Origin of the sequence: Xanthomonas boreopolis, from assembly GCF_046529185.1 — a bacterium.
GTDB lineage: Bacteria > Pseudomonadota > Gammaproteobacteria > Xanthomonadales > Xanthomonadaceae > Pseudomonas_S > Pseudomonas_S boreopolis.
In genome coordinates this window covers 293,478-313,818 of the sequence record NZ_CP097162.1, presented here as the reverse complement: position 1 = coordinate 313,818, position 20,341 = coordinate 293,478, and the positions used below count along the sequence as shown (strand labels likewise).

The 20,341-nt window shown below is 70.7% G+C and carries 19 protein-coding genes; 9 read left to right on the top strand and 10 right to left on the bottom strand.

The features are described from left to right. Positions 1-12: 12 nt before the first annotated feature. The 6 genes from M3M27_RS01335 to M3M27_RS01310 all read right to left on the bottom strand — a co-directional run bounded on the left by M3M27_RS01335 (position 13) and on the right by M3M27_RS01310 (position 4,903). Positions 13-720, bottom strand: coding sequence for an alpha/beta fold hydrolase (locus tag M3M27_RS01335; protein WP_434026915.1), 708 nt, complete (start codon positions 718-720; stop codon positions 13-15). A 223-nt stretch (positions 721-943) separates the two neighbouring features. Continuing rightward, a complete protein-coding gene (locus M3M27_RS01330) occupies positions 944-1,975 on the bottom strand; it encodes an alpha/beta hydrolase (protein WP_140725172.1) in 1,032 nt (343 codons plus the stop codon). Between the two features lie 25 nt (positions 1,976-2,000). Beyond that, positions 2,001-2,432 carry an organic hydroperoxide resistance protein gene (locus M3M27_RS01325; RefSeq protein WP_140725169.1) on the bottom strand — a complete coding sequence of 144 codons (432 nt, stop codon included), beginning with the start codon at positions 2,430-2,432 and terminating at the stop codon, positions 2,001-2,003. Positions 2,433-2,538: 106 nt separating this feature from the next. Beyond that, a complete protein-coding gene (locus M3M27_RS01320) occupies positions 2,539-3,000 on the bottom strand; it encodes a MarR family winged helix-turn-helix transcriptional regulator (RefSeq protein ID WP_434026914.1) in 462 nt (153 codons plus the stop codon). Between the two features lie 88 nt (positions 3,001-3,088). Further along, positions 3,089-4,183, bottom strand: a complete 1,095-nt coding sequence (zapE, locus tag M3M27_RS01315; protein ID WP_140725163.1) for a cell division protein ZapE — start codon at positions 4,181-4,183, stop codon at positions 3,089-3,091. Positions 4,184-4,240: 57 nt separating this feature from the next. Further along, entirely contained in the window at positions 4,241-4,903 is a 663-nt protein-coding gene (locus M3M27_RS01310) for an alpha/beta hydrolase (protein ID WP_434026913.1), read from the bottom strand. 114 nt (positions 4,904-5,017) lie between these two features. On the opposite strand from M3M27_RS01310, the gene M3M27_RS01305 reads away from it, so the two are divergent. Beyond that, positions 5,018-5,890, top strand: coding sequence for an EamA family transporter (locus M3M27_RS01305; protein WP_434026912.1), 873 nt, complete (start codon positions 5,018-5,020; stop codon positions 5,888-5,890). Positions 5,891-6,698: 808 nt separating this feature from the next. Here M3M27_RS01305 and M3M27_RS01300 read toward each other — a convergent pair. Then, the gene (locus tag M3M27_RS01300) at positions 6,699-8,024 is read right to left on the bottom strand and encodes a GTP-binding protein (protein ID WP_140725157.1); all 1,326 of its coding nucleotides are present in this window, start codon (positions 8,022-8,024) and stop codon (positions 6,699-6,701) included. A 63-nt stretch (positions 8,025-8,087) separates the two neighbouring features. Between M3M27_RS01300 and M3M27_RS01295 the strand changes: the two genes are divergently transcribed. Then, complete coding sequence (locus M3M27_RS01295) at positions 8,088-8,459, top strand: MerC domain-containing protein (RefSeq protein WP_140725154.1); 372 nt, start codon at positions 8,088-8,090, stop codon at positions 8,457-8,459. A gap of 31 nt (positions 8,460-8,490) precedes the next feature. Here the strand turns inward: M3M27_RS01295 and M3M27_RS01290 are convergent, their stop codons facing one another. Then, positions 8,491-10,212 carry an ExeM/NucH family extracellular endonuclease gene (locus tag M3M27_RS01290; RefSeq protein WP_434026911.1) on the bottom strand — a complete coding sequence of 574 codons (1,722 nt, stop codon included), beginning with the start codon at positions 10,210-10,212 and terminating at the stop codon, positions 8,491-8,493. Between the two features lie 76 nt (positions 10,213-10,288). Then, the gene (locus M3M27_RS01285) at positions 10,289-10,807 is read right to left on the bottom strand and encodes a c-type cytochrome (protein ID WP_140725148.1); all 519 of its coding nucleotides are present in this window, start codon (positions 10,805-10,807) and stop codon (positions 10,289-10,291) included. A 274-nt stretch (positions 10,808-11,081) separates the two neighbouring features. On the opposite strand from M3M27_RS01285, the gene M3M27_RS01280 reads away from it, so the two are divergent. The 4 genes from M3M27_RS01280 (at position 11,082) to M3M27_RS01265 (ending at position 14,547) form a co-directional block, all read left to right on the top strand. Then, positions 11,082-11,726 (top strand): DUF4198 domain-containing protein, encoded by a 645-nt coding sequence (locus M3M27_RS01280; RefSeq protein WP_434026910.1) that lies wholly within the window; start codon positions 11,082-11,084, stop codon positions 11,724-11,726. Positions 11,727-11,772: 46 nt separating this feature from the next. Further along, positions 11,773-12,111 (top strand): DUF3649 domain-containing protein, encoded by a 339-nt coding sequence (locus tag M3M27_RS01275; protein ID WP_140725141.1) that lies wholly within the window; start codon positions 11,773-11,775, stop codon positions 12,109-12,111. A gap of 481 nt (positions 12,112-12,592) precedes the next feature. Further along, entirely contained in the window at positions 12,593-14,218 is a 1,626-nt protein-coding gene (locus M3M27_RS01270) for a PepSY-associated TM helix domain-containing protein (RefSeq protein WP_434026909.1), read from the top strand. A 53-nt stretch (positions 14,219-14,271) separates the two neighbouring features. After that, a complete protein-coding gene (locus M3M27_RS01265; RefSeq protein WP_434027932.1) occupies positions 14,272-14,547 on the top strand; it encodes a DUF3325 domain-containing protein in 276 nt (91 codons plus the stop codon). A gap of 17 nt (positions 14,548-14,564) precedes the next feature. Here the strand turns inward: M3M27_RS01265 and M3M27_RS01260 are convergent, their stop codons facing one another. Continuing rightward, positions 14,565-15,203, bottom strand: coding sequence for a TetR/AcrR family transcriptional regulator (locus tag M3M27_RS01260; protein ID WP_140725132.1), 639 nt, complete (start codon positions 15,201-15,203; stop codon positions 14,565-14,567). A 137-nt stretch (positions 15,204-15,340) separates the two neighbouring features. Between M3M27_RS01260 and M3M27_RS01255 the strand changes: the two genes are divergently transcribed. The 3 genes from M3M27_RS01255 (at position 15,341) to M3M27_RS01245 (ending at position 20,332) form a co-directional block, all read left to right on the top strand. After that, the gene (locus M3M27_RS01255; RefSeq protein ID WP_140725129.1) at positions 15,341-16,504 is read left to right on the top strand and encodes an isovaleryl-CoA dehydrogenase; all 1,164 of its coding nucleotides are present in this window, start codon (positions 15,341-15,343) and stop codon (positions 16,502-16,504) included. A gap of 204 nt (positions 16,505-16,708) precedes the next feature. Beyond that, complete coding sequence (locus tag M3M27_RS01250) at positions 16,709-18,319, top strand: carboxyl transferase domain-containing protein (protein WP_434026908.1); 1,611 nt, start codon at positions 16,709-16,711, stop codon at positions 18,317-18,319. Between the two features lie 15 nt (positions 18,320-18,334). Next, positions 18,335-20,332: an acetyl/propionyl/methylcrotonyl-CoA carboxylase subunit alpha gene (locus M3M27_RS01245; protein WP_434026907.1), complete on the top strand. Its 1,998-nt coding sequence runs from the start codon at positions 18,335-18,337 to the stop codon at positions 20,330-20,332. Positions 20,333-20,341 lie beyond the last annotated feature (9 nt).

Sequence of the window (20,341 nt, the reverse complement as noted above, 5' to 3'; positions counted from 1 at the left end):
CGCCCGGCCCGCTCAGCGCAGCAGCCAGGCCCGCATCGCCGCCGCCACCGCCTGCGGTTGTTCCAGCGGCGACAGGTGGCCGCAGGCGGGCAGTTCGACCAGTTGCGCCTCCGGCATCAGGGCCGCCATCTCGCGCGACAGCGGCGGCGGCGTGATCGCGTCGTTCTGGCCGCACAGCACCAGTGCCGGCCGCGCGAACGCGGCGAGCAGGTCGCGGCCATCGTCGCGCCGCAGGCGGCTCTGGCGCAGGAACACGTCCGCGCCCAGGCGGCGGGTCATCGCCTGCACGCGCTGCAGCAGCGCGCCGTCGCCGTGGCGCGAGGGATCGACGTAGCTGCGCATCAGCCGCTCGCCGAAACCGACGAAGGTGCCGGGCGCGGAAAGGCCGCGTTCCTGCTCGCGCCGCAGGGCCGCGCGCTGCGGCGAGTCCGGGCGCGCGGAAGTGTCGAGCAAGGCGAGCCGGTCGACGCGTTCCGGCGCCAGCCGCAGCACTTCCTGGGCGACGTAGCCGCCCAGCGAGAAGCCGGCCAATGCGAACGACCCGGTTTGCGGCATCTGCGCGAGCACCTGTTCGGCCAGCACGCGCATCGAATCGCCGCGGGTGAGGTCGCCGACCACGCAGTCGGCGATGTCGGACAGGGCCTCGACCTGCTCCTGCCAGAGATCGGCATCGTTGAGCAGGCCGGGCAGCAGCAGCAGCGGCGAACGCGGGCGGGTCACGGAGCGGGGGCGGCCCCGGCCGTCGAGGGAAGCGTGGTCATGGCGGCATTGTGCCGGCGGGCGCGTCGCGCGGTCATGCCCGTCGATGGAACTGTGCAGGCGGACCCGCGCGCTTGCGGCCCCGCCCCGACATCCTGCATGGCCGCGGACGCGACGAAGCCACCGCGGGCTTCCCGGGCGGCTTCGTCGCGTCCGGCACCGCAAGGGCGGTGCGGACCGGCGGTCACGGCTGGGCCAGGTGCTGCTTCAGTTCGTTGCCGGCCTGGCGCAGCGCGGTGCGCACGCTGGGCACGTCGCTGAGCGCGTTGAGCAGGCCGTAGTCGTGGATCAGGCCGTTGTAGCGCGTCACGGTCACCTCCACGCCGGCCTCGTCCAGCTTGCGGCCGTAGGCCTCGCCCTCGTCGCGCAGCACGTCCAGCTCGGCGGTCTGGATCAGCGCCGGCGGCAGGCCCGCGAGCTGCTCCTTGCTGGCCCGCAGCGGCGAGGCGTAGATCTCCGCGCGCTGCTTCGGGTCGGTGGTGTAGGCATCCCAGAACCACTTCATCATGTTGCGCGTCAGGAAATGGCCGTTCTCGAACTGGTCGTAGGACGCGGTATCGAAAGCGGCGTCGGTGACCGGCCAGAACAGCACCTGGTAGCGGATCCTGGGCGTGCCGGCCGCCTTGGCCTGCAGCGCCACCGAGGCCACCATGTTGCCGCCGACGCTGTTGCCGGCCAGGGCCAGGCGGGAGCCGTCCACGCCGATTTCCGCGCCGTGCTCGGCCACCCACTTGGTGGCGGCGTAGGCCTGGTGGATCGCCACCGGATAGTGCGCTTCCGGCGACGGCGTGTAGTCCACGTACACCGCCGCTGCGCCGGACTCGTTCACCAGGTCGCGGATGAAGCGCTCATGGGTCGGGTAGTCGCCCAGCACCCAGCCGCCGCCATGGAAGAACATGAACACCGGCAGGGTCTTGCCCGCGCTGCCTTGCGGCTTGACCACGACCAGGCCGATGCGCTGGCCGTCGGCCTCGATGGTCTTGCGCGAGACCTCGGCCGGCGGCAGCTTGGCGCCGGCCTGGGCATCGGTCAGCACCTGGCGCGCCTGCTGCGGGCTCAGTTGCTCGATCGGGGTACCGCCGCTGGCGTTCAAGGCATCGAGGAACGACTGGACCTTCGCCAAGGCATGGGGCGCCGGGGCCGGCTGGGCCGCGACCGCGTTGCCGGCGGCCGCGGCGATCGCGCCGGCGGCCAGGATCTTGCTGAGGGTGTTCATGTGGGTGCTCCTTGGGCGATGGGGATCAGGCGACGACCGTCAGCACGACGTCGATGTTGCCGCGGGTGGCGTTGGAATACGGGCAGACCTGGTGGGCCTTCTCGACCAGGGCCTGCAGCGCTTCGCGCTCCATGCCCGGCACGGAGATGCGCAGCTCCACCGAGATGCCGAAGCCGCCGGGGATCTGGCCGATGCCGACGTTGCCCTCGATGGTCGGTTCGGCCGGCAGCCGGATCTTTTCCTGGCCGGCAACGAACTTCATCGCGCCGATGAAGCAGGCCGAGTAGCCCGCGGCGAACAGCTGTTCGGGGTTGGTGCCTTCGCCGCCGGCGCCGCCGAGTTCGCGCGGGGTCGCCAGGCGGACGTCCAGGACCTTGTCCGAGGACACGGCACGGCCGTCGCGGCCGCCGGTGGCGGTGGCATGGGCGGTGTAGAGGATGGTGGTGGGTGAAGCCATGGTCGTTGCTCCTGATTGGATTGAAGGGCGCGGATGCGCAGGTTGAATAACAAACGATTTGATCGTGCACTACTTATTTGGCGTAACGAGGTGCCGCTTGCTTGCATCAGGCGCGGGCGAGGTTCCCGCGCAGTTCTTCGAGTTCGTGCTTGAGCCGGCCCAGGTGTTCCAGGTCGCAGGCGGTGGCGCACAACACCTGCTCGGGAACCGCATGCGCCTTCTCGCGCAGGCGGCGACCGTGCTCGGTCAAGGCGATGATCACCTGGCGCTCGTCGCTGGCCGCACGCGTGCGGGTCAGCAGGCCGCCCGATTCGAGCCGCTTCAGCAGCGGAGTCAGCGTGGCCGAGTCCAGGTAGAGCTTATCGCCGATCTCCGAGACGGTGCGCTGGTCCTGTTCCCACAGCACCAGCATCACCAGGTACTGCGGGTAGGTCAGGTCCAGGTCCTTGAGCAGCCCGCGATACAGCTTGTGCATCGCCAGGTTGGCCGAGTACAGGGCGAAGCAGAGCTGGTTGTCCAGCTTCAGCAGCGCGCCTGCGTTCGTGTCGTTGGAGTGCCCGGAGTTCATGGCGTGCACTTTACATAGCGCGCTATCGAATAGCAAACAACAATTACGCCATATACAGCCGACGTTCATGTTCGCGGCAGGCCCGCCCTCACGCCCGGTGCGGCGTGGACAGGTACTCGGCGCTCTGCATCTCGATCAGGCGCGAGGCGGTGCGCTCGAACGCACCGGCCAGGCGGTCGCCGGTGTACAGCTGCGGCGGCGGGTCCTGCGCGGTGCACACCAGGTTGACCTGGCGGTCGTACAGCTCGTCGATCAGGTTGACGAAGCGCCGCGCCGCGTCCTCGTTCATGCGGTCGAAGTGCGGGATGCCGCCGAGCAGCACGGTGGTGAACTCGCGCGCGATCTCGATGTAGTCGCTCGGCCCGCGCGGGCCTTCGCACAGCGCGGGGAAATCGAACCAGACGATGCTCTTGCCGCGCCCGCGCACCGGGATCTTGCGACCCTCGATCTCGATGTTGCCCGCGCGCGCCTCGGCATTGCCGGAAAGCTCGCCCCAGCGCCCCGCCAGCCACGCGTCGGAATCGGCCGCCAGCGGCGCGCGGTACACCGGCGAGCGGGTCAGCGCGCGCATGCGGTAATCCTCGGTGCCCTCGGCGTACAGCTCCACGCAGTACTTCTGCAGCAGCGCGATGGCAGGCAGGAAGCTGTCGCGCTGCAGGCCGTTGAGGTACAGGTTCTGCGGCGCGGTGTTGGAGGTGGTCACCAGCGTCACGCCTTCGGCGAACAGCCGCTCCAGCAGCCGCCCGAGCAGCATCGCGTCGCCGATGTCGGTGACGAAGAACTCGTCCAGCACCAGCACGCGCAGGTTGTCGCGCCATTCCTGCGCGATCTTCGCCAGCGGGTCGCTCTGGCCCTGGTGCTCGCGCAGCCGCTCGTGGATGCCGCGCATGAAGCGGTGGAAGTGGGTGCGGTACTTCTGCCGGATCGGCAGCCCTTCGTAGAACAGGTCGACGAGGAAGGTCTTGCCGCGGCCGACCCCGCCCCAGAAGTACAGCCCGCGCACCGGCTCGGGCTTCTTCCAGAACGCCGACAGGCGGTCCAGCCAGCCTTCCTGCGCGCTGTCGGCGATCGCCAGGTGGATGCGGTCCAGTTCGGCCAGGGCGGCATGCTGCGCGGGATCGTCGCGCCAGTCGCCGCGTGCCACGCCGGCCGCGTAGCGTTGCGAGGGGGTCAGCTCTTGCATCGGGGATCTTCGGGGGACGCGGCGCGCCGGGCGCCGCCGGGAACGGGCTCCATCGCGCTAGCCGATCTCGGGCAGCCAGCGGCGCACGCCGTGCTGGATCGCGCCGCGCAGGTCGATCAGCTTGCGGTGGAAGAAATGGCTGGTGTCGGGCATGCGCACCAGTTCCGGAGGCGCATCGAGCGTATCCAGCCAGTCGTAGACCGCCTGCGGATCGACGATCTCGTCGGCCTCGCCCTGCACCACCAGCCACTGCGGCGGCGGCTGCACGCCGTCGAAGTCCCAGCGGCCCGCCGGCGGCGCGATCGAGATCAGCACCTGCGGCTGCAGTTCGCCCGCCATGCGCAGCGAGACGTAGGCGCCGAAGCTGAAACCCGCCAGCCACAGCACGTCGCCGGGACGTTGCGCGCGCACCCAGGCGGCGACGGCTCGCAGGTCGTCCTGCTCGCCGTTGCCATGGTCGAAGTTGCCCGCGGAGGCGCCGACGCTGCGGAAGTTGAAGCGCACTACCGCGATGCCGAGTTCGCGCAGCGCGCGCGCGACCATGGTCACCACCTTGTTGTGCATCGTGCCGCCCTCGGTGGACAGCGGATGGCAGACGATGGCGGTGATCGGCCGGCGCGGGACGTCGGCCTCGGGCAGGTCGACCGCGACCTCGAGCGGACCGACCGGCCCGTCCAGCGCCAGCGTGGTGGATTCGAGGGGGAATGAAGGCATGGACATGCCGCCATGATAAGACCCCCGCACCAGGATGTGCGGCGCTTTCGCCGGGGACTGGCGATAATGGCCGCCCTGCCGCGCGGCTTCGTCGCCGCGGCCCGCCGAGTCCCCACGCCAATGTCGTTCCTGCTTCTCGCCGTCGCCTGCAGTGTCCTGGTTTCGGTGCTGCTCAAACTCGCCGCACGCCGCCGCCTGGATGTCGCCCAGATGGTGGCGGTCAACTACGTCGTCGCCACCGCGCTGTCGCTGCTGGTGTTGCATCCGTCATTGGACGCACTGCGTGCGCCGCAGACGCCCTGGTTCGCGCTGTTGGCGCTGGCGGTGGCGCTGCCTTCGATCTTCCTGGTGCTGGGCCGCTCGGTGGCCCTGGCCGGCATCGTGCGCAGCGACGTGGCGCAGCGGCTGTCCCTGCTGCTGTCGCTCGCCGCCGCGTTCGCGCTGTTCGGCGAGCGCGCCAACGGCTGGAAACTGGCCGGACTGGCGCTGGGCGTGCTGGCGGTGGCCGGCATCGCCAACCGTCCGCGCGGACCGGAAACCGGCCGGGCAGGCGGCAAGGGCTGGCCGTGGCTGCTGGGCGTCTGGGCCGGCTTCGCGCTGATCGACGTACTGCTCAAGCACATCGCGCAGTCCGGCGCGCCGTCGCTCTCGGCCCTCACCGCCTGCTTCGCCATCGCCGGCGTGCTGATGGCGCTCTGGCTGGCATGGCGGCACCTGCGCGGCCATGCCCGGCTGGCATGGCGCAACCTCGGCGCCGGCGTGCTGCTGGGCGCGCTCAACTTCGGCAACATCCTGTGCTACGTACGCGCCCACCAGGCCCTGCCCGACAGCCCTGCCGTGGTCTTCGCCACCATGAACATCGGCGTCGTGGTGCTGGGCGCCGCGGTCGGCGTGTTCGCATTCGGCGAACGCACCAGCACGCTCAACCGGATCGCATTGATGCTGGCGGTCGTCGCGATCGGATTGATTGCAAAGGGCACGTTTGCGGCGTAAGTGCCGGGATGCTTGAGCGTGCAGTGACTGCTGTTGCTGTTGCTGTTGCTCGTGATGTCGCACGAGATGGATAACATCTCCTCGCGCGGCGGCGCGCCAACCTCCATGGCCTACGAATATCACTGCGGCGCGGCCCCTCCGAAGCGGCGGAGCCAATGGGAAACAACCGAAGGGCGGCGCACAGGGGCTCGCCGGAAAAGGCGAAGCACCACTTCGCCCCGGCGGGCGGGCATTCGCCGCACGGCGAATGCCCCGGGCTCGACTGCGTAGCGGGCGAGTCGCGTCCGAAAATCCCATTGGCTCCGCGGACCCGCAGCGCGGCTGCGGGCGCGAAGGCGGGGTGTGCTTGATCAGCCATGACCAGCCATTCGGCTGTTGTAAAGCGCTTCGGCTGCTGTGAAGCGCTTCTTTGGGTTACTTTTCTTTACGCGGCACCTCCTTGTGCCGCGCCCTTCGGGCCGGCTTCGCCGTGCGGCGCCGCTCCTGCGGCGCACGTGCACAAGCAAAGACAAGGTAACTCGCCGCAAGGCGAAAGCTTTTGCTGCTGCCAGACAGAAAAAGCAAAAGCAACGTCCATGGATCTTCGATCCCCGGCCATCGGGCATAGCCCGATGGCGCTCTGTGCCGCGCGAGCCGGTGGCTCGCATGCAGCGGCCCATCGCCCCCGCCTTCGCGGGGATGACGATAGATGAATCACTTTAACTGACAGATGACGAAGGTCGTCGGTTCCACCTTCGCTGGGACGGCGGTGGGCAGGGAAGCCCCGGTGACCCAACAACATTCAGCGACACCCGACATCACCACGACCTCACCGCTGCCAACGCGGAAACGGATCATCCAACCCGTACCACGCCATCGGACCCTCCCGGAACTCGCGATCGTCGAGCAAGCACCCGTCCAGCTCGGCGCGCGCCGCGCGCTCGTCCATCCCCACCCCGATCACCGCCAGCTCCTGGCGCCTATCGCCCCATAGCGGATGCCACAACCGCTGCATCGCCGCGTACTCGCGGGCATCGCCCACGTCCTGCGGCGCCGGCGGCGGCGCGCTCCAGCACTCGACCTGCTGGCGCTGCCAACCGGCTTGCGTGTACGGCAGCGGCGCAGGCCCGATGTGCGGCAGCGTGCCTTCCGTGCGCGCCTCCACCCGGTGCCGCGCCGCGTACCAGAAGCCGGCCGCCTGGGTGCGCGTGGCGCCGCCCACGCTGGACAGCTCGCCCACCCAGTCCATCCGGCTCGCCAGCCAGAAGAAGCCCTTGCTGCGGATCACCTGCGGCAGGCCGCGCTCGAGCAGCCGGCCGAAGCGCTGCGGGTGGAACGGCCGGCGCGCCCGGTAGACGAAGCTGGTGATGCCGTACTCCTCGGTTTCCGGCACATGCTCGCCCCGCAGCTCCTTGAGCCAGCCGGGCGCCTGCTGCGCGCGCGCGAAATCGAACAGGCCGGTGCCGAGCAACGCTTGCAACGGCACGTCGCCGTGGCGCGACTCGACGATCCGCGCGTCGCGATTGAGCGCGCGCAGCACCGCGCGTACCCGCTGCAGGTGCCCGGCATCGACCAGGTCGCACTTGCCGACCACGATCACGTCGGCGAACTCGACCTGCTCGCCCAGCAGGTCCACCAGGCGGCGATCGTCGTCCGCACCGGCTTGCTGCCCCAGCGACGCCAGCGATGCCGGCGAGCCGAACAGTTCGAGGAACCGGCTGCCGTCGACCACGGTCGCCATCGTGTCCAGGCGCGCCACGTCGGACAGGCTGAAACCGTCGGCATCGCGCACGGCGAAGGTGGCCGCCACCGGCATCGGTTCGGCGATGCCGGTCGACTCGATCAGCAGGTAGTCGTAGCGGCGCTCCAGCGCCAGCCGCTTCACCTCCCGCAACAGGTCATCGCGCAGCGTGCAGCAGATGCAGCCGTTGCTGAACTCGACCAGGGTCTCCTCGGTGCGGCTGAGCGCGCCGCCGTCGCGCACCAGCTGCGCGTCGATGTTGACCTCGCTCATGTCGTTGACGATCACCGCCACGCGCAGGCCCTGGCGGTTCTGCAGCAGGCGGTTGAGCAACGTGGTCTTGCCGGCGCCGAGGAAGCCGGACAGGACGGTGACGGGCAGGCGCGGATCGGGGCGGGATGCGGACAGGGACATTGGGGGGGGATGAGGGCTTGACTGAAATGTTACTTTATAACAATTTGGACCAGAGGCAAGCCGATGAAGAAGAGCCATCCCAACGTATTCGACGCTTCCGCGATGACCTTGTCGGGCCTGTGCCTGCTGCACTGCCTGGCACTGCCGCTGCTGGCATCGCTGTTGCCGCTGTTCGGCGCCTGGAGCGAAGCGGAGTGGGTGCACATGGCGTTCGCCGGCGTGGCGTTGCCGATCTCGGGCTATGCGCTATGGCGCGCGCACCGGCGTCGTGCGTTGCCGCCCGGGCTGTGGGCGATGGCCACGGCGGGGCTCGCGGGCCTGCTGCTGGGCGCGCTCGGCTGGCCGGCGCACGCGCTGGAAACCCCGCTCACGGTGGCGGGAAGCACGCTGGTCGCCGGCGCGCATTTCTGGAACTGGCGCCGGCACGCCGGGTGAGCGCGGGCGCGGCGCGCCGGATGCGAACGCCCTAGAACGACACCCCGATCACCAGGGGATCGTGGTCCGAACTGCGCCAGGGTCCGGGCACGTTGCGCGCGGCGTAGCCCTGGTCGTCGGCTTCGTCGGCGTTGACGTGCCACTCGGCCGCGCCGCGCACCTGCCGCGCCAGCGCCGGGCTCACCAGTGCATGGTCCAGCCGCCCGCTCAAGCCGTTGTAGACGTAGCTGTAGGGCCGGTCGACGCCCGCCACCGCGAAGGCATCCCGCCAGCCTTGCGCCTGCAGCGCCCGGATCGGCGCTTCCATCGCATACGCATTGAAATCGCCGAGCAGGACCGTGTACGGGGTGCCCGCGCCGGTAGGGTCGGACTGCAGCCATTGCTGCAGGCGCTGCACCGCGGCCGTGCGCGTGGCGTTCCAGCATCCCTGGCCGTCGCCCTGGTCGGCATCGCGCCCGCTCGCGCCGTTGCAGCCCTTGGACTTGAGATGGTTGGCGACGACCACGAAGGCCGGGCCGCGCCGGGGCTTGAACGCCTGCGCCAGCGGCACCCGGTTGTAGTTGTCGAACAGCGTGCCGGTGAGCGTGGCCGGCTTGCCGACCGGCGTGAGCTTCGAGCCGCGGTAGATCAGCCCGACCCGGATCGCGTCGCCGCCGGGGCCGCTGCCGGCGTCGACGAAGCGCCAGTCGCCGGCCTCGCCCTGCCCCCGGTTGAGCGCGTCCACCAGGGCGGCGATGGCCGAATCGGGCCCATAGCCGTCGTTCTCCAGTTCCATCAGCGCGGCCACGTCGGCCTGCATCGGCCGGATCGTCGCCACCAGCTTGTCCAACTGCGCGCGGTACTGCGCCTGCGTGCGCGCGCCGCGGGGCGTCGGGAAGGCGCCGCCGCGGCCGTCGCCGTTGAAGAGATTCTCGAGATTGAACGAGGCGATGCGCAGTTCGCCCGCCACGGCCGGCGGCGCCGGACGCCGGGGCTCGGGCACGTTCAAGCGCGCGGTCGCCTGCAACCGGTAGCGTCCGTCGTAACGCTGGTCGACCAGGCCTTCCGCGCCGGTCACCTCGGTGCCGCCCCGCAGAACCGCGCCCTCCGGCAGGTAGGGCACCGAGGCCGGGTCGCGCACGCCGCTCGCATCGTCCAGCAACAGCTGCCTGCGCGCGTTGTCGGCCAGCATCCGCGCGTATTCGGGCGTGCCGGAGACGGCCCGCTCGGTGGGCTGCCACAGCCTCCCCCCGAAGGCGAGGGCCAGCTCGCCATGGCGGTCCAGCCGGTCCGTACCCGCCACGGCCAGCGGCGCCTCGATGCGCACCCGCTCGCCTTCCAGCGCTTCCCAGTCCTGCGGCGGCGCGCGCAGGACGCGCAGCGGCAGCGGCTGGTCGCGCGCCAGCACCGTCACCTGCTCGGCCTGCAACGTGGTCAAGGTGCGATCGCGGCCGGCGCCGACCTCGGCGACCCGGCCGGCGATGCGCAGGCGCGTCCCGGCCGCGACGCTGCGATCGGTCACGCCGGTGACGAACAAGCCGTCGGAAGTGGCGTCGTCGCCATCGCCCGCGTCCTGCACGAACAGCCCGGCCAGGCCCTGGCGGGTGTCGGCGGTCACCACGCCCTCGATCGTGACCTCGCGGCCATCGAGCGGGCTGGTCGTGCCGCGGCCCTGGACCTGCCCGATCGGGATCGCGCCATCGGCGGCGGCGCAGGCGAAGACGGCGGCGTACGACAAGCCGGCCAGGCCGGCGACGAGCGGGCGGAACGGCATCCGGAACGGACTCCCAGGGACGGAAACGGACGCGCCGCCCTCGGGGCGGCGCGCAGGGTTCCAGCATAGTGCCGGACTATTTCAGGTTGCCGATCATCCAATCAACGGTCGCCTTGACCTGTTCCTCGGTCAGCGCCGGATTGCCGCCCTTGGGCGGCATGATGCCGCCATCGGGCCCGGTGTAGCCCTCGATGGCGTGCTTGTACAGCGTCTCCTTGCCCTGCGCGAGGCGCGCGTCCCAGTGCGAATGGTCCAGCGTCGGGGCCTTGCCCACGCCATTGGTATGGCAGGCGGTGCAGAGGTTGTCGAAGATCGTCTTGCCGTCGGTGGTGCCGCCGTAGGCGACCTGCGAAGCGGCCTTGGCCTGCGCGGCCGCCTGGGCCGCGGCCTGGGCCGCCGCGCCGGTGGCGCCGGCATACACCGCGCCGGAGGGCGCGATGCGTTGCTCGAGGCGCTTGGCCGCGGTCGGCGACACCTCGTCGGGAATGGCTCGTTGCAAGTAAGCCGCCAGGCCGATCAGGCCGAGCGTGATGACGACCAGCAAGCCGATCACCATCGAGAACTTCTTCAGGAACTCGAGATCGTAATTCCGCACGCGCTCCCTCCTGGCTGTGGGTCTGGGACCTTCGCTACGCCGCCGGAGTATAGAGCAGCCCCCGATTCATCTGCCGAAGCGATCGCACGGAAACCGCGCCGCGCGTGCGCGCCGCGCGTTTTCCACGGGAAATCCCGCCGCCGGCGCGCGGGGGCCTTGCGGCGCTTTGCGGCACTGCCGCATGGATTCGCCGTTTTGCGGTCCGGTCACAAATGAGTATCATTCCCAACAATCACCCATCTTCCCCCTCCCCGTTTCCGCAGGAGTCGTCTCCATGAAGCGATCGCTGTTGTCCGCCCTGCTCCTCGCCTCGCTGGCGCTGTCCGCCCAGGCGCACGAAATCTGGATCGAACGCGACGGCGCCGGCCCTGTGCGGGTCTACTTCGGCGAACCGGCGCAGGAAGTGCTCGACCACGGCGAGGACGAACTGAAGCGCGTGGTCGCGCCGGAGATCTTCGGCGCGCACGGCAAGGCGGCGGCGGTCGTGCGCAAGGACGACCACCTGGTCGCGCCGCTGCAGGGCGACGGCGATGCCTGGCTGTTCGACGACAAGGTGTTCGAACCGTGGCAGGGCGAAGGCGGCAAGTACGAGTCGGTCAGCTACTACGCGCGCGCCGGCCGCCAGAGCACCGCGTCGAAGCTGGACTTCGAGCTGGTGCCCGCCTCCGCCGGCGGCGACGTGCTGACCGTGCTCTACCGCGGCAAGCCGCTGCCGGATGCCGAAGTGACGTTGATCGATCCGCGCAAGTGGACCAAGCAGCTCAAGTCCGACCCGCAGGGCCGGGTCGCGCTGCCGGCGCTGGCGGAAGGACGCCACATCGCGGTCGTGGCGCACAAGGAACCGGTGCAGCGCCAGATCGCCGGCAAGCAGGTGGAAACCATCCACCACATCAGCACGCTGACGTTCCTGGCCGAATGATCCCCGCTGCGGCACCCGCCCCCATGATCGCTGCATCCACCCGCCGATGACCGGGATCGCGCCCGATGCGCACGCCGCCTCGCCGGCACGGCACCGCCTGCCATGGTTGCGACGGCCGTGGCTGGGCGTGCTCTCGCGCAGCATCGCGGCGATCGGCGGCGGCTATGCGCTGGCCAGCGCGACCGCGCTGCTGATGGCGCTGGCCCTGCCGATGCCGCGCAGCCAGGCCGTGCTGACCGGGATGATGACCGGCATCGTGGTGTGCGCCTGCGCCGCGCTGTGGGCGTTCGCGGTACGCAGCGCCTGGCGGGCCTGGCTCGGCATCGCAGGGCCGGCGGCGCTGATGTTCGGCATCGCCGCGCTGCTGCGGCACGGTGCGGCATGAAAGCACGGCAGGACGACCGTTCCGCACGGCGAAGCCACCCACAGGGTGGCGCACAGGGATGCGCCATGACAAAACGGCAGGACGGCCGTTTTGCACGGCGGAGCCGCCCGCAGGGTGGCGCACAGGGATGTGCCATGACAAAACGGCAGGACGGCCGTTTTGCACGGCGGAGCCGCCCGCAGGGTGGCGCACAGGGATGCGCCATGACAAAACGGCAGGACGGCCGTTTTGCACGGCGGAGCCGCCCGCAGGGTGGCGCACAGGGATGCGCCATGACAAAACGGCAGGACGGCCGTTTTGCACGGCGGAGCCGCCCGCAGGGTGGCGCACAGGGATGCGCCATGACAAAACGGCAGGACGGCCGTTTTGCACGGCGGAGCCGCCCGCAGGGTGGCGCACAGGGATGCGCCATGACAAAACGGCAGGACGGCCGTTTTGCACGGCGGAGCCGCCCGCAGGGTGGCGCACAGGGATGTGCGCCATGAAACAAAGCTTCCGCCAATCGATGGCCTGGCTGCACACCTGGACCGGCCTGCTGGTCGGCTGGGTGCTGCTGCTGATCTTCATGGGCGGCACCGCCAGCTACTACCGGCAGGAGATCAGCCGCTGGATGCGGCCGGAACTGCCGGCCACGCAGGTCGACGCCGCCACCGCGCTGCGCAGCGCCGAGCGCTACCTGCGCACGCATGCGGCCGACGCGCAAGGCTGGAACATCACGCTGCCGACGCCGCGCGACCCGGTGCTCGCGATGTACTGGATCAATCCGCCGCCGGACGCCGATGCGCCGGCGCGCCCGGGGTTCGGCAGCGCCACGGTCGATCCGTCCACCGGCGAGGCGATCCGGGCGCGCGAGACCATGGGCGGCGATTTCTTCTACCGCCTGCATTTCGACCTGCACTACATCCCGTACACCTGGGCGCGCTACATCGTCGGGTTCTGCGCGATGTTCATGCTGGTGGCGATCGTCAGCGGCGTGATCACGCACAAGAAGATCTTCAAGGACTTCTTCACCTTCCGCCCCGGCAAGGGCCAGCGCTCGTGGCTGGACTTCCACAACGTCAGCGCGGTGCTGGCGCTGCCGTACCACGCGATGGTCACCTACACCGGCATCGTCACCCTGATCTTCATGTACCTGCCGTGGGGCGCCACCGCGACCTACCCGGAAGGCGAGGCGCGCTTCTACGACGAAGCGCTCAACCGCCTGGCCGACACCCGCCAGGCGGCCGGCGTGCCGGCGGCGATGCTGCCGCTGGAACGCTTCCTGCAGACCGCGCGCCAGCAATGGCCTGCCGGCAGCGAGGTCGCCAGCGTGTTCGTCAGCCATCCCGGCGATGCGCACGCGAGCGTGGCGCTGGTCCAGCGCACGCGCTCGATCTCGATCGACGCGCCGTCGCTGCTGGTCGACGGCACCACCGGGCAATTGCTCCGCCGCAGCGGCGACCCGGGCGGCGCCACCCGGACGCGCGGGGTGATGTACGGCCTGCACATGGCCGAGTTCGCGCAACCGCTGCTGCGCCTGCTGTTCTTCGGCTCGGGCCTGCTCGGCTGCCTGATGGTCGCCAGCGGCGTGGTGCTGTGGGCGGTGAAAGAACGCCCCAAGCACCAGAAGGCCGGGCGCATCGGCTTCGGGCTGCGGCTGGTGGATTCGCTCAACATCGGCGCGGTGGCCGGCCTGCCGATCGCGTTCGCCGGCTATTTCTGGGCCAACCGCCTGGTACCGGTCGGCATCGCCGGCCGCGCCGAGGTCGAGGTGGCGGTGTTCTTCTGGGCGTGGGCGGCTGCGTTGGTGGCCGCGTTCGCATGGCCCAGGCGCCCGATGTGGTCGTGGCAGCTGTACCTGGGCGGCGCCCTGTTCGCGGGCGTGCCGGTGGTCAATGCGCTGACCACCCATGTCCATCTCGGCGCCACCCTGCCTGCCGGCGACTGGGCGCTGGCCGGCGTGGACCTGGCCGCCCTGTTCCTCGGCATCTGCCTGGGCGTGGCCGGCTGGCGCATGCAGCGTTGGCGGCCGCCGCTGTCGGCGGCGGAACGGCGCGCCAAGGCCGGCAACGGCGCCGCCCGCCCGGCCGGAGCCGCGCTTCCGCCCGTGCAGGAGGGTGCCTCGTGATCTGGCTGGCGCTCGCGCTCAGCTATTCCGGCTTCGCCGCGCTGTGCCTGGCGATGGAGAAGCACCAGCTCGAGCTGTACGGCAAGGACCGCGCCGGCCCGCGCCGGATGCGCGCGCTGCGGGCGGCGGGTTGGCTGCTGCTGTCGGTGGCGTTCGCGCTGTGCGTGGTCGCGCGCGGCTGGGCGGTCGGCACGGTGCAATGGCTCGGCGCGCTCACCGCCGGTGCCGCGGTGTTGGCGCTGTGGCTGCTGCCGTACCGGCCGCGCGCGATCGTTCCCGCCGCCCTCGCCGCGCCGGCCGTGGGCATGCTGCTGGCGCTGCTGGCGTAGAACGCGGCTCGCCGGCGCTAGGCCTTGGGCCTGGCCGGCTTCTTCCGTCCTTCCCTGGCGCCGACCGCGCGCAGGCAGAACCCGCAGATCGCTTCCACCAACTGCTCGCCGTCGCGCGGCGTGCGCGTGGGCGCGGTCGGCCCGACCAGCGCCTCGGTGAACGCGCCGACGATGCAGGCGGCGCCGGCATCCAGGTCCTGCTCGGGGAACTCGCCCGAGGCGACGCCGGCCGCCAGCAGGTCGCGGAACACGTCGCCGAACAGCTTGCGGCCACGGATGCGCTCGGCCTCGACCTCCGGCTCGGTCGGTTCGGCGATGAACGCGTAGGCCAGGCCCGGCCCGGCCAGCGCGCGCCGCACGAACGACTCGATCGCCTGACGCAGCCGCGAGGCCGCGGTGCCCTCGCCTTCGGCGATCGCGCGCAGCAGCGCCACCTCGTGCGCCACCGCCTCGTTGAGCACCTCGACGAACAGTTCGGCCTTGGACGGGAAGTAGCGGTAGATCTGCCCGGTGGAGACCCCGGCCGCGGCCGCGACCGCGGTCACCGGCGCATTGCGATAGCCGCCGCCGGCGACCAGCCGGCGCGCCGCCAGCAGGATGCGCTCGCGGTTGCCGGCCAGGCGCTCTTCCATCAAGGGGGAGCGTTTGTAGGCCATTGAATGATTCTACATTCATTTTTTGAATTCGTGTTCACTTTTTTGCCGGATCCGGGTAGGCTGCGCCGAAACGCCCGTGCCGGCGGTCCGTACCGCCACCCCCACCCGGAGCGTCCCGTCCCTCGCGGAGCCGCCCCATGCATGTGCCAGCCCTGAACTTCGACCTGGGCGAAGAGATCGACCTGCTGCGCGAGAGCGTGGCCACCTTCGCCGCGCGCGAGATCGCGCCGCGCGCGGCGAAAGCCGACCACGACAACGTGTTCCCTTCCGAGCTCTGGCGCCTGCTCGGCGAACAGGGCCTGCTCGGGATGACCGTCGAGGAGGAGTACGGCGGCAGCGGCATGGGCTACCTGGCGCACGTGGTGGCGATGGAGGAAATCTCGCGCGCCAGCGGCGCGATCGGGCTCTCCTACGGCGCGCATTCGAACCTGTGCGTGAACCAGCTGCGCAAGAACGGCACCGCCGAGCAGAAGCGCCGCTACCTGCCGCGCCTGTGCAGCGGCGAGCATGTCGGCGCACTGGCGATGAGCGAACCCGGCGCCGGCTCGGACGTGGTGTCGATGAAGCTGCGCGCCGACCGCCATGGCGACCGCTTCGTGCTCAACGGCAACAAGATGTGGATCACCAACGGCCCCGATGCCGACGTGCTGGTGGTCTACGCCAAGACCGATCCGCACGGCGGCGCGCGCGGCATCACCGCCTTCGTCGTCGAGAAGGGATTCAAGGGCTTCTCGACCGCGCAGAAGCTCGACAAGCTCGGCATGCGCGGGTCCAACACCTGCGAGCTGGTGTTCGAGGACTGCGAGGTGCCGGCCGGGAACGTGCTCGGCGAGGTCGGCGGCGGCGTGCGCGTGCTGATGTCGGGGCTGGACTACGAGCGCGTGGTGCTGGCCGGCGGCCCGCTCGGGCTGATGGCGGCCGCGCTCGACGTGGTGCTGCCCTACGTGCACGAGCGCCGCCAGTTCGACGCGCCGATCGGCAGCTTCCAGCTGATCCAGGCCAAGCTCGCCGACCTGTACGTCGGCCTCAACGCCTGCCGCGCCTACGTCTATGCGGTGGCGCGCGCCTGCGACGCCGGCCACACCACCCGCCGCGACGCCGCCGGCGCGATCCTCTACGCCGCCGAGAAGGCGACCTGGGCCACCGGCCAGGCGATCCAGATCCTCGGCGGCAACGGCTACATCAACGAATACCCCACCGGCCGGCTGTGGCGCGACGCCAAGCTCTACGAGATCGGCGCCGGCACCTCGGAGATCCGTCGCATGCTGATCGGCCGCGAGCTGTTCGAACGAACAGGTTGAAGCCCCCTCCCACCGGGGCGAGGGGCACGGCCGGCGCGCGTGCCCCTGGGCGCCCACGCCGCTGGCGCGGGTCGGGGTGAGGATACGAGGGCGAAACCCCTCGAACAGCAAGAGGCTTCGCCCGTACCCATCCGCCCCTCCGGGGCACCTTCTCCCATAAGGGGAAGGGAAAGCGAAAAGCTCTCATCTCCAAGGATTCCCGTCGTGACCCTCCTGACCACGCAACTACAGACCAGCAGCGAGAGCTTCCAGAACAACGCGGCCGCATTGAAGGCGCAGGTCGATGATCTGCGCGCGACCCTCGCCCGCACCGCGCTGGGCGGCAGCGAAGCCGCGCGCGCCAAGCACACCGCGCGCGGCAAGCTGCTGGTGCGCGAGCGCATCGATGCGCTGCTCGATCCGGGCAGCGCGTTCCTGGAGATCGCGCCGCTCGCCGCGCACGGCATGTACGACGACGCGGTGCCCTGCGCCGGGGTGGTGGCCGGCATCGGCCGCGTCTCCGGCGTGGAATGCGTGATCGTCGCCAACGACGCAACGGTCAAGGGCGGCACCTACTACCCGGTCACGGTGAAGAAGCACCTGCGCGCGCAGGAGATCGCGCAGCAGAACCGGCTGCCGTGCATCTACCTGGTCGATTCCGGCGGCGCGTTCCTGCCGATGCAGGACGAGGTCTTCCCGGACCGCGACCATTTCGGCCGCATCTTCTACAACCAGGCCAACCTGTCGGCGCAGGGTATCCCGCAGATCGCCTGCGTGATGGGCTCGTGCACCGCCGGCGGCGCCTACGTCCCGGCGATGAGCGACGAGACCGTGATCGTGCGCGAGCAGGGCACGATCTTCCTCGGCGGCCCGCCGCTGGTGAAGGCCGCGACCGGCGAGGTGGTCAGCGCCGAGGAGCTCGGCGGCGCCGACGTGCATACGCGCGTCTCCGGCGTGGCCGACCACTACGCCGACAACGAGCTGCAGGCGCTGGCGCGGGTGCGCGCGATCGTCGCGCAGCTGAACTGGCGCAAGCCGTCGCACGCGCAGGCGTTGCAGGCGCCGGAGGAGCCGCGCTATCCGGCGCAGGAGCTGTACGGCGTGATCCCCTCCGACACGCGCAAGCCCTACGACGTGCGCGAGGTCATCATGCGGCTGGTCGACGGCTCGCGCCTGGACGAGTTCAAGCCGCGCTACGGCGCCACGCTGGTCACCGGCTTCGCGCACCTGCACGGCTATCCGGTCGGCATCGTCGCCAACAACGGCATCCTGTTCTCCGAGTCGGCGCTGAAGGGCGCGCACTTCATCGAACTGTGCTGCCAGCGCGGCATCCCGCTGGTGTTCCTGCAGAACATCACCGGCTTCATGGTCGGCCGCAAGTACGAGCAGGGCGGCATCGCCAAGGACGGCGCCAAGCTGGTGATGGCGGTGGCGTGCGCGCGCGTGCCCAAGTTCACCGTGGTGATCGGCGGCAGTTTCGGCGCGGGCAACTACGGCATGTGCGGCCGCGCGTACTCGCCCAACTTCCTGTGGATGTGGCCGAACGCGCGCATCGGCGTGATGGGCGGCGAACAGGCCGCCAGCGTGCTCGCCACCGTGCGCCGCGACGGCATCGAGGCCGCGGGCAAGGCATGGCCGGCCGAGGAAGAAGAGGCGTTCAAGGCGCCGATCCGCGCGCAGTTCGAGCACCAGGGCCATCCCTACTACGCCAGCGCCCGGCTGTGGGACGACGGCGTGATCGACCCGGCCGACACCCGGCGCGTGCTGGCGCTCGGCCTGTCGGCGGCGCTCAACGCCCCTCCGCAGGACACGCGCTTCGGCGTGTTCCGCATGTAACGCATCGGAGCGACCATGACCATCGCGCTGTTCGACAAGATCCTGATCGCCAACCGCGGCGAGATCGCCTGCCGCGTGATCGCCACCTGCCGGCGCCTCGGCATCGCCACCGTCGCGGTGTATTCCGATGCCGACCGCGACGCCCGCCACGTGAGGCTGGCCGACGAGGCGGTCCGCATCGGCCCCGCGCCCGCCGCCGAGAGCTACCTGCGCGGCGACGCGATCCTCGCCGCCGCGCGCGCCACCGGCGCGCAGGCGATCCATCCCGGCTACGGCTTCCTGTCCGAGAATGCCGATTTCGCCGAGGCCTGCGCCGGCGCGGGCGTGGTCTTCATCGGCCCTCCGCCACGGGCGATCCGCGCGATGGGCGACAAGAGCGCCGCCAAGGCGCTGATGCAGCGCGCCGGCGTGCCGTTGACGCCGGGCTACCACGGCGAGGACCAGGACGCCGGCTTGCTGCGCGCGCAGGCCGACGCGATCGGCTACCCGGTGCTGATCAAGGCCAGCGCCGGCGGCGGCGGCAAGGGCATGCGCAAGGTCGAGGCCGGCGAGGACTTCGCCGCGGCCCTGGCGAGCTGCCAGCGCGAGGCGCAGGGCGCGTTCGGCAACGCGCACGTGCTGGTGGAGAAGTACGTCGAGCGCCCGCGCCACATCGAGGTGCAGGTGTTCGGCGATGCCCACGGCAACGTGGTCCACCTGTTCGAACGCGATTGCTCGGTGCAGCGCCGCCACCAGAAGGTGCTCGAGGAAGCGCCCGCCCCCGGCATGACGCCCGAACGGCGCGCCGCGATGGGCGCCGCCGCGGTGGAAGCCGCGCGCGCGGTCGGCTATGTCGGCGCCGGCACCGTGGAGTTCATCGCCGCGCCGGACGGCACGTTCTACTTCATGGAAATGAACACCCGGTTGCAGGTCGAGCATCCGGTGACCGAACTGGTCACCGGCACCGACCTGGTCGAATGGCAGCTGCGCGTCGCCGCCGGCGAAGCGCTGCCGGCCACGCAGGACCGGCTCGCCATCCGCGGCCATGCGATCGAGGCGCGCCTGTACGCCGAGGATGCCGACCGCGGCTTCCTGCCCTCGACCGGCACCCTGCGCCACCTGCGCCTGCCCGCGGCGAGCGCGCACGTGCGCGTGGACGCCGGCGTCGAGCAGGGCGACGCCATCACCCCGTACTACGACCCGATGATCGCCAAGCTGATCGTGTGGGACGTGGACCGCCCGGCCGCGCTGCGGCGGATGCGGGCGGCGCTGGCGGACGTGGAGGCCGTCGGCGTCGTCACCAACGCGTCGTTCCTTTGGCGGCTGGCGGGCACCAGGTCGTTTTCCGAACCGAGGCTGGACACCGGACTGATCGAGCGGGAGAAGGAGGCCTTGGCGCCGCCCGAAGACATCGCGGAACCGCTCCGTTCCATCGCTGCGGCCATGATCGCCGCCCGCCAGGCGGAGTCCGCCCGGCGCGATCCCGCGGACCCGTGGACGCCCTGGGCATCCGCCGACGGCTGGCGCATCGGGGAACCGGCGACCCGCAAGCTGGACATCCTGTGCAATGGCGAACGGATGGCCTGCTCGGTACGGGGGGCGGGGCACGCGTGGCAGGTGACGACCGGCGCTGCCGTTCACCAGGTCGAGCTGCAGGAGCATGCCGGCACGCTGGCGGCGATCGTCGACGGCCGCCGCGTCCGGATCCGCAGCCTGTGGGACGACCGGGCCTTGGTGTTGCTGGACCCCGCGCGGCCGGTTCGCTTCGAACTCCAGGACCTCGCCCATGAAGACAGCGGGCATCATGCCGCGGCGGGCTCCCTGTCCGCCCCGATGCCCGGCCGCATAGTCGCGCTGCTGGTCGAGCCGGGCACGCAGGTCCGCCGCGGCCAACCGCTGCTGGTGATGGAAGCGATGAAGATGGAGCACAGCCTCGTCGCGCCGGCCGACGGACGGCTCAAGGCCTATCGCGTGGCGCAAGGCGAGTTGGTGGCCGAAGGCGATGCGTTGGCGGAGCTCGAAGCGTCGTCTTGACGGCCGCGC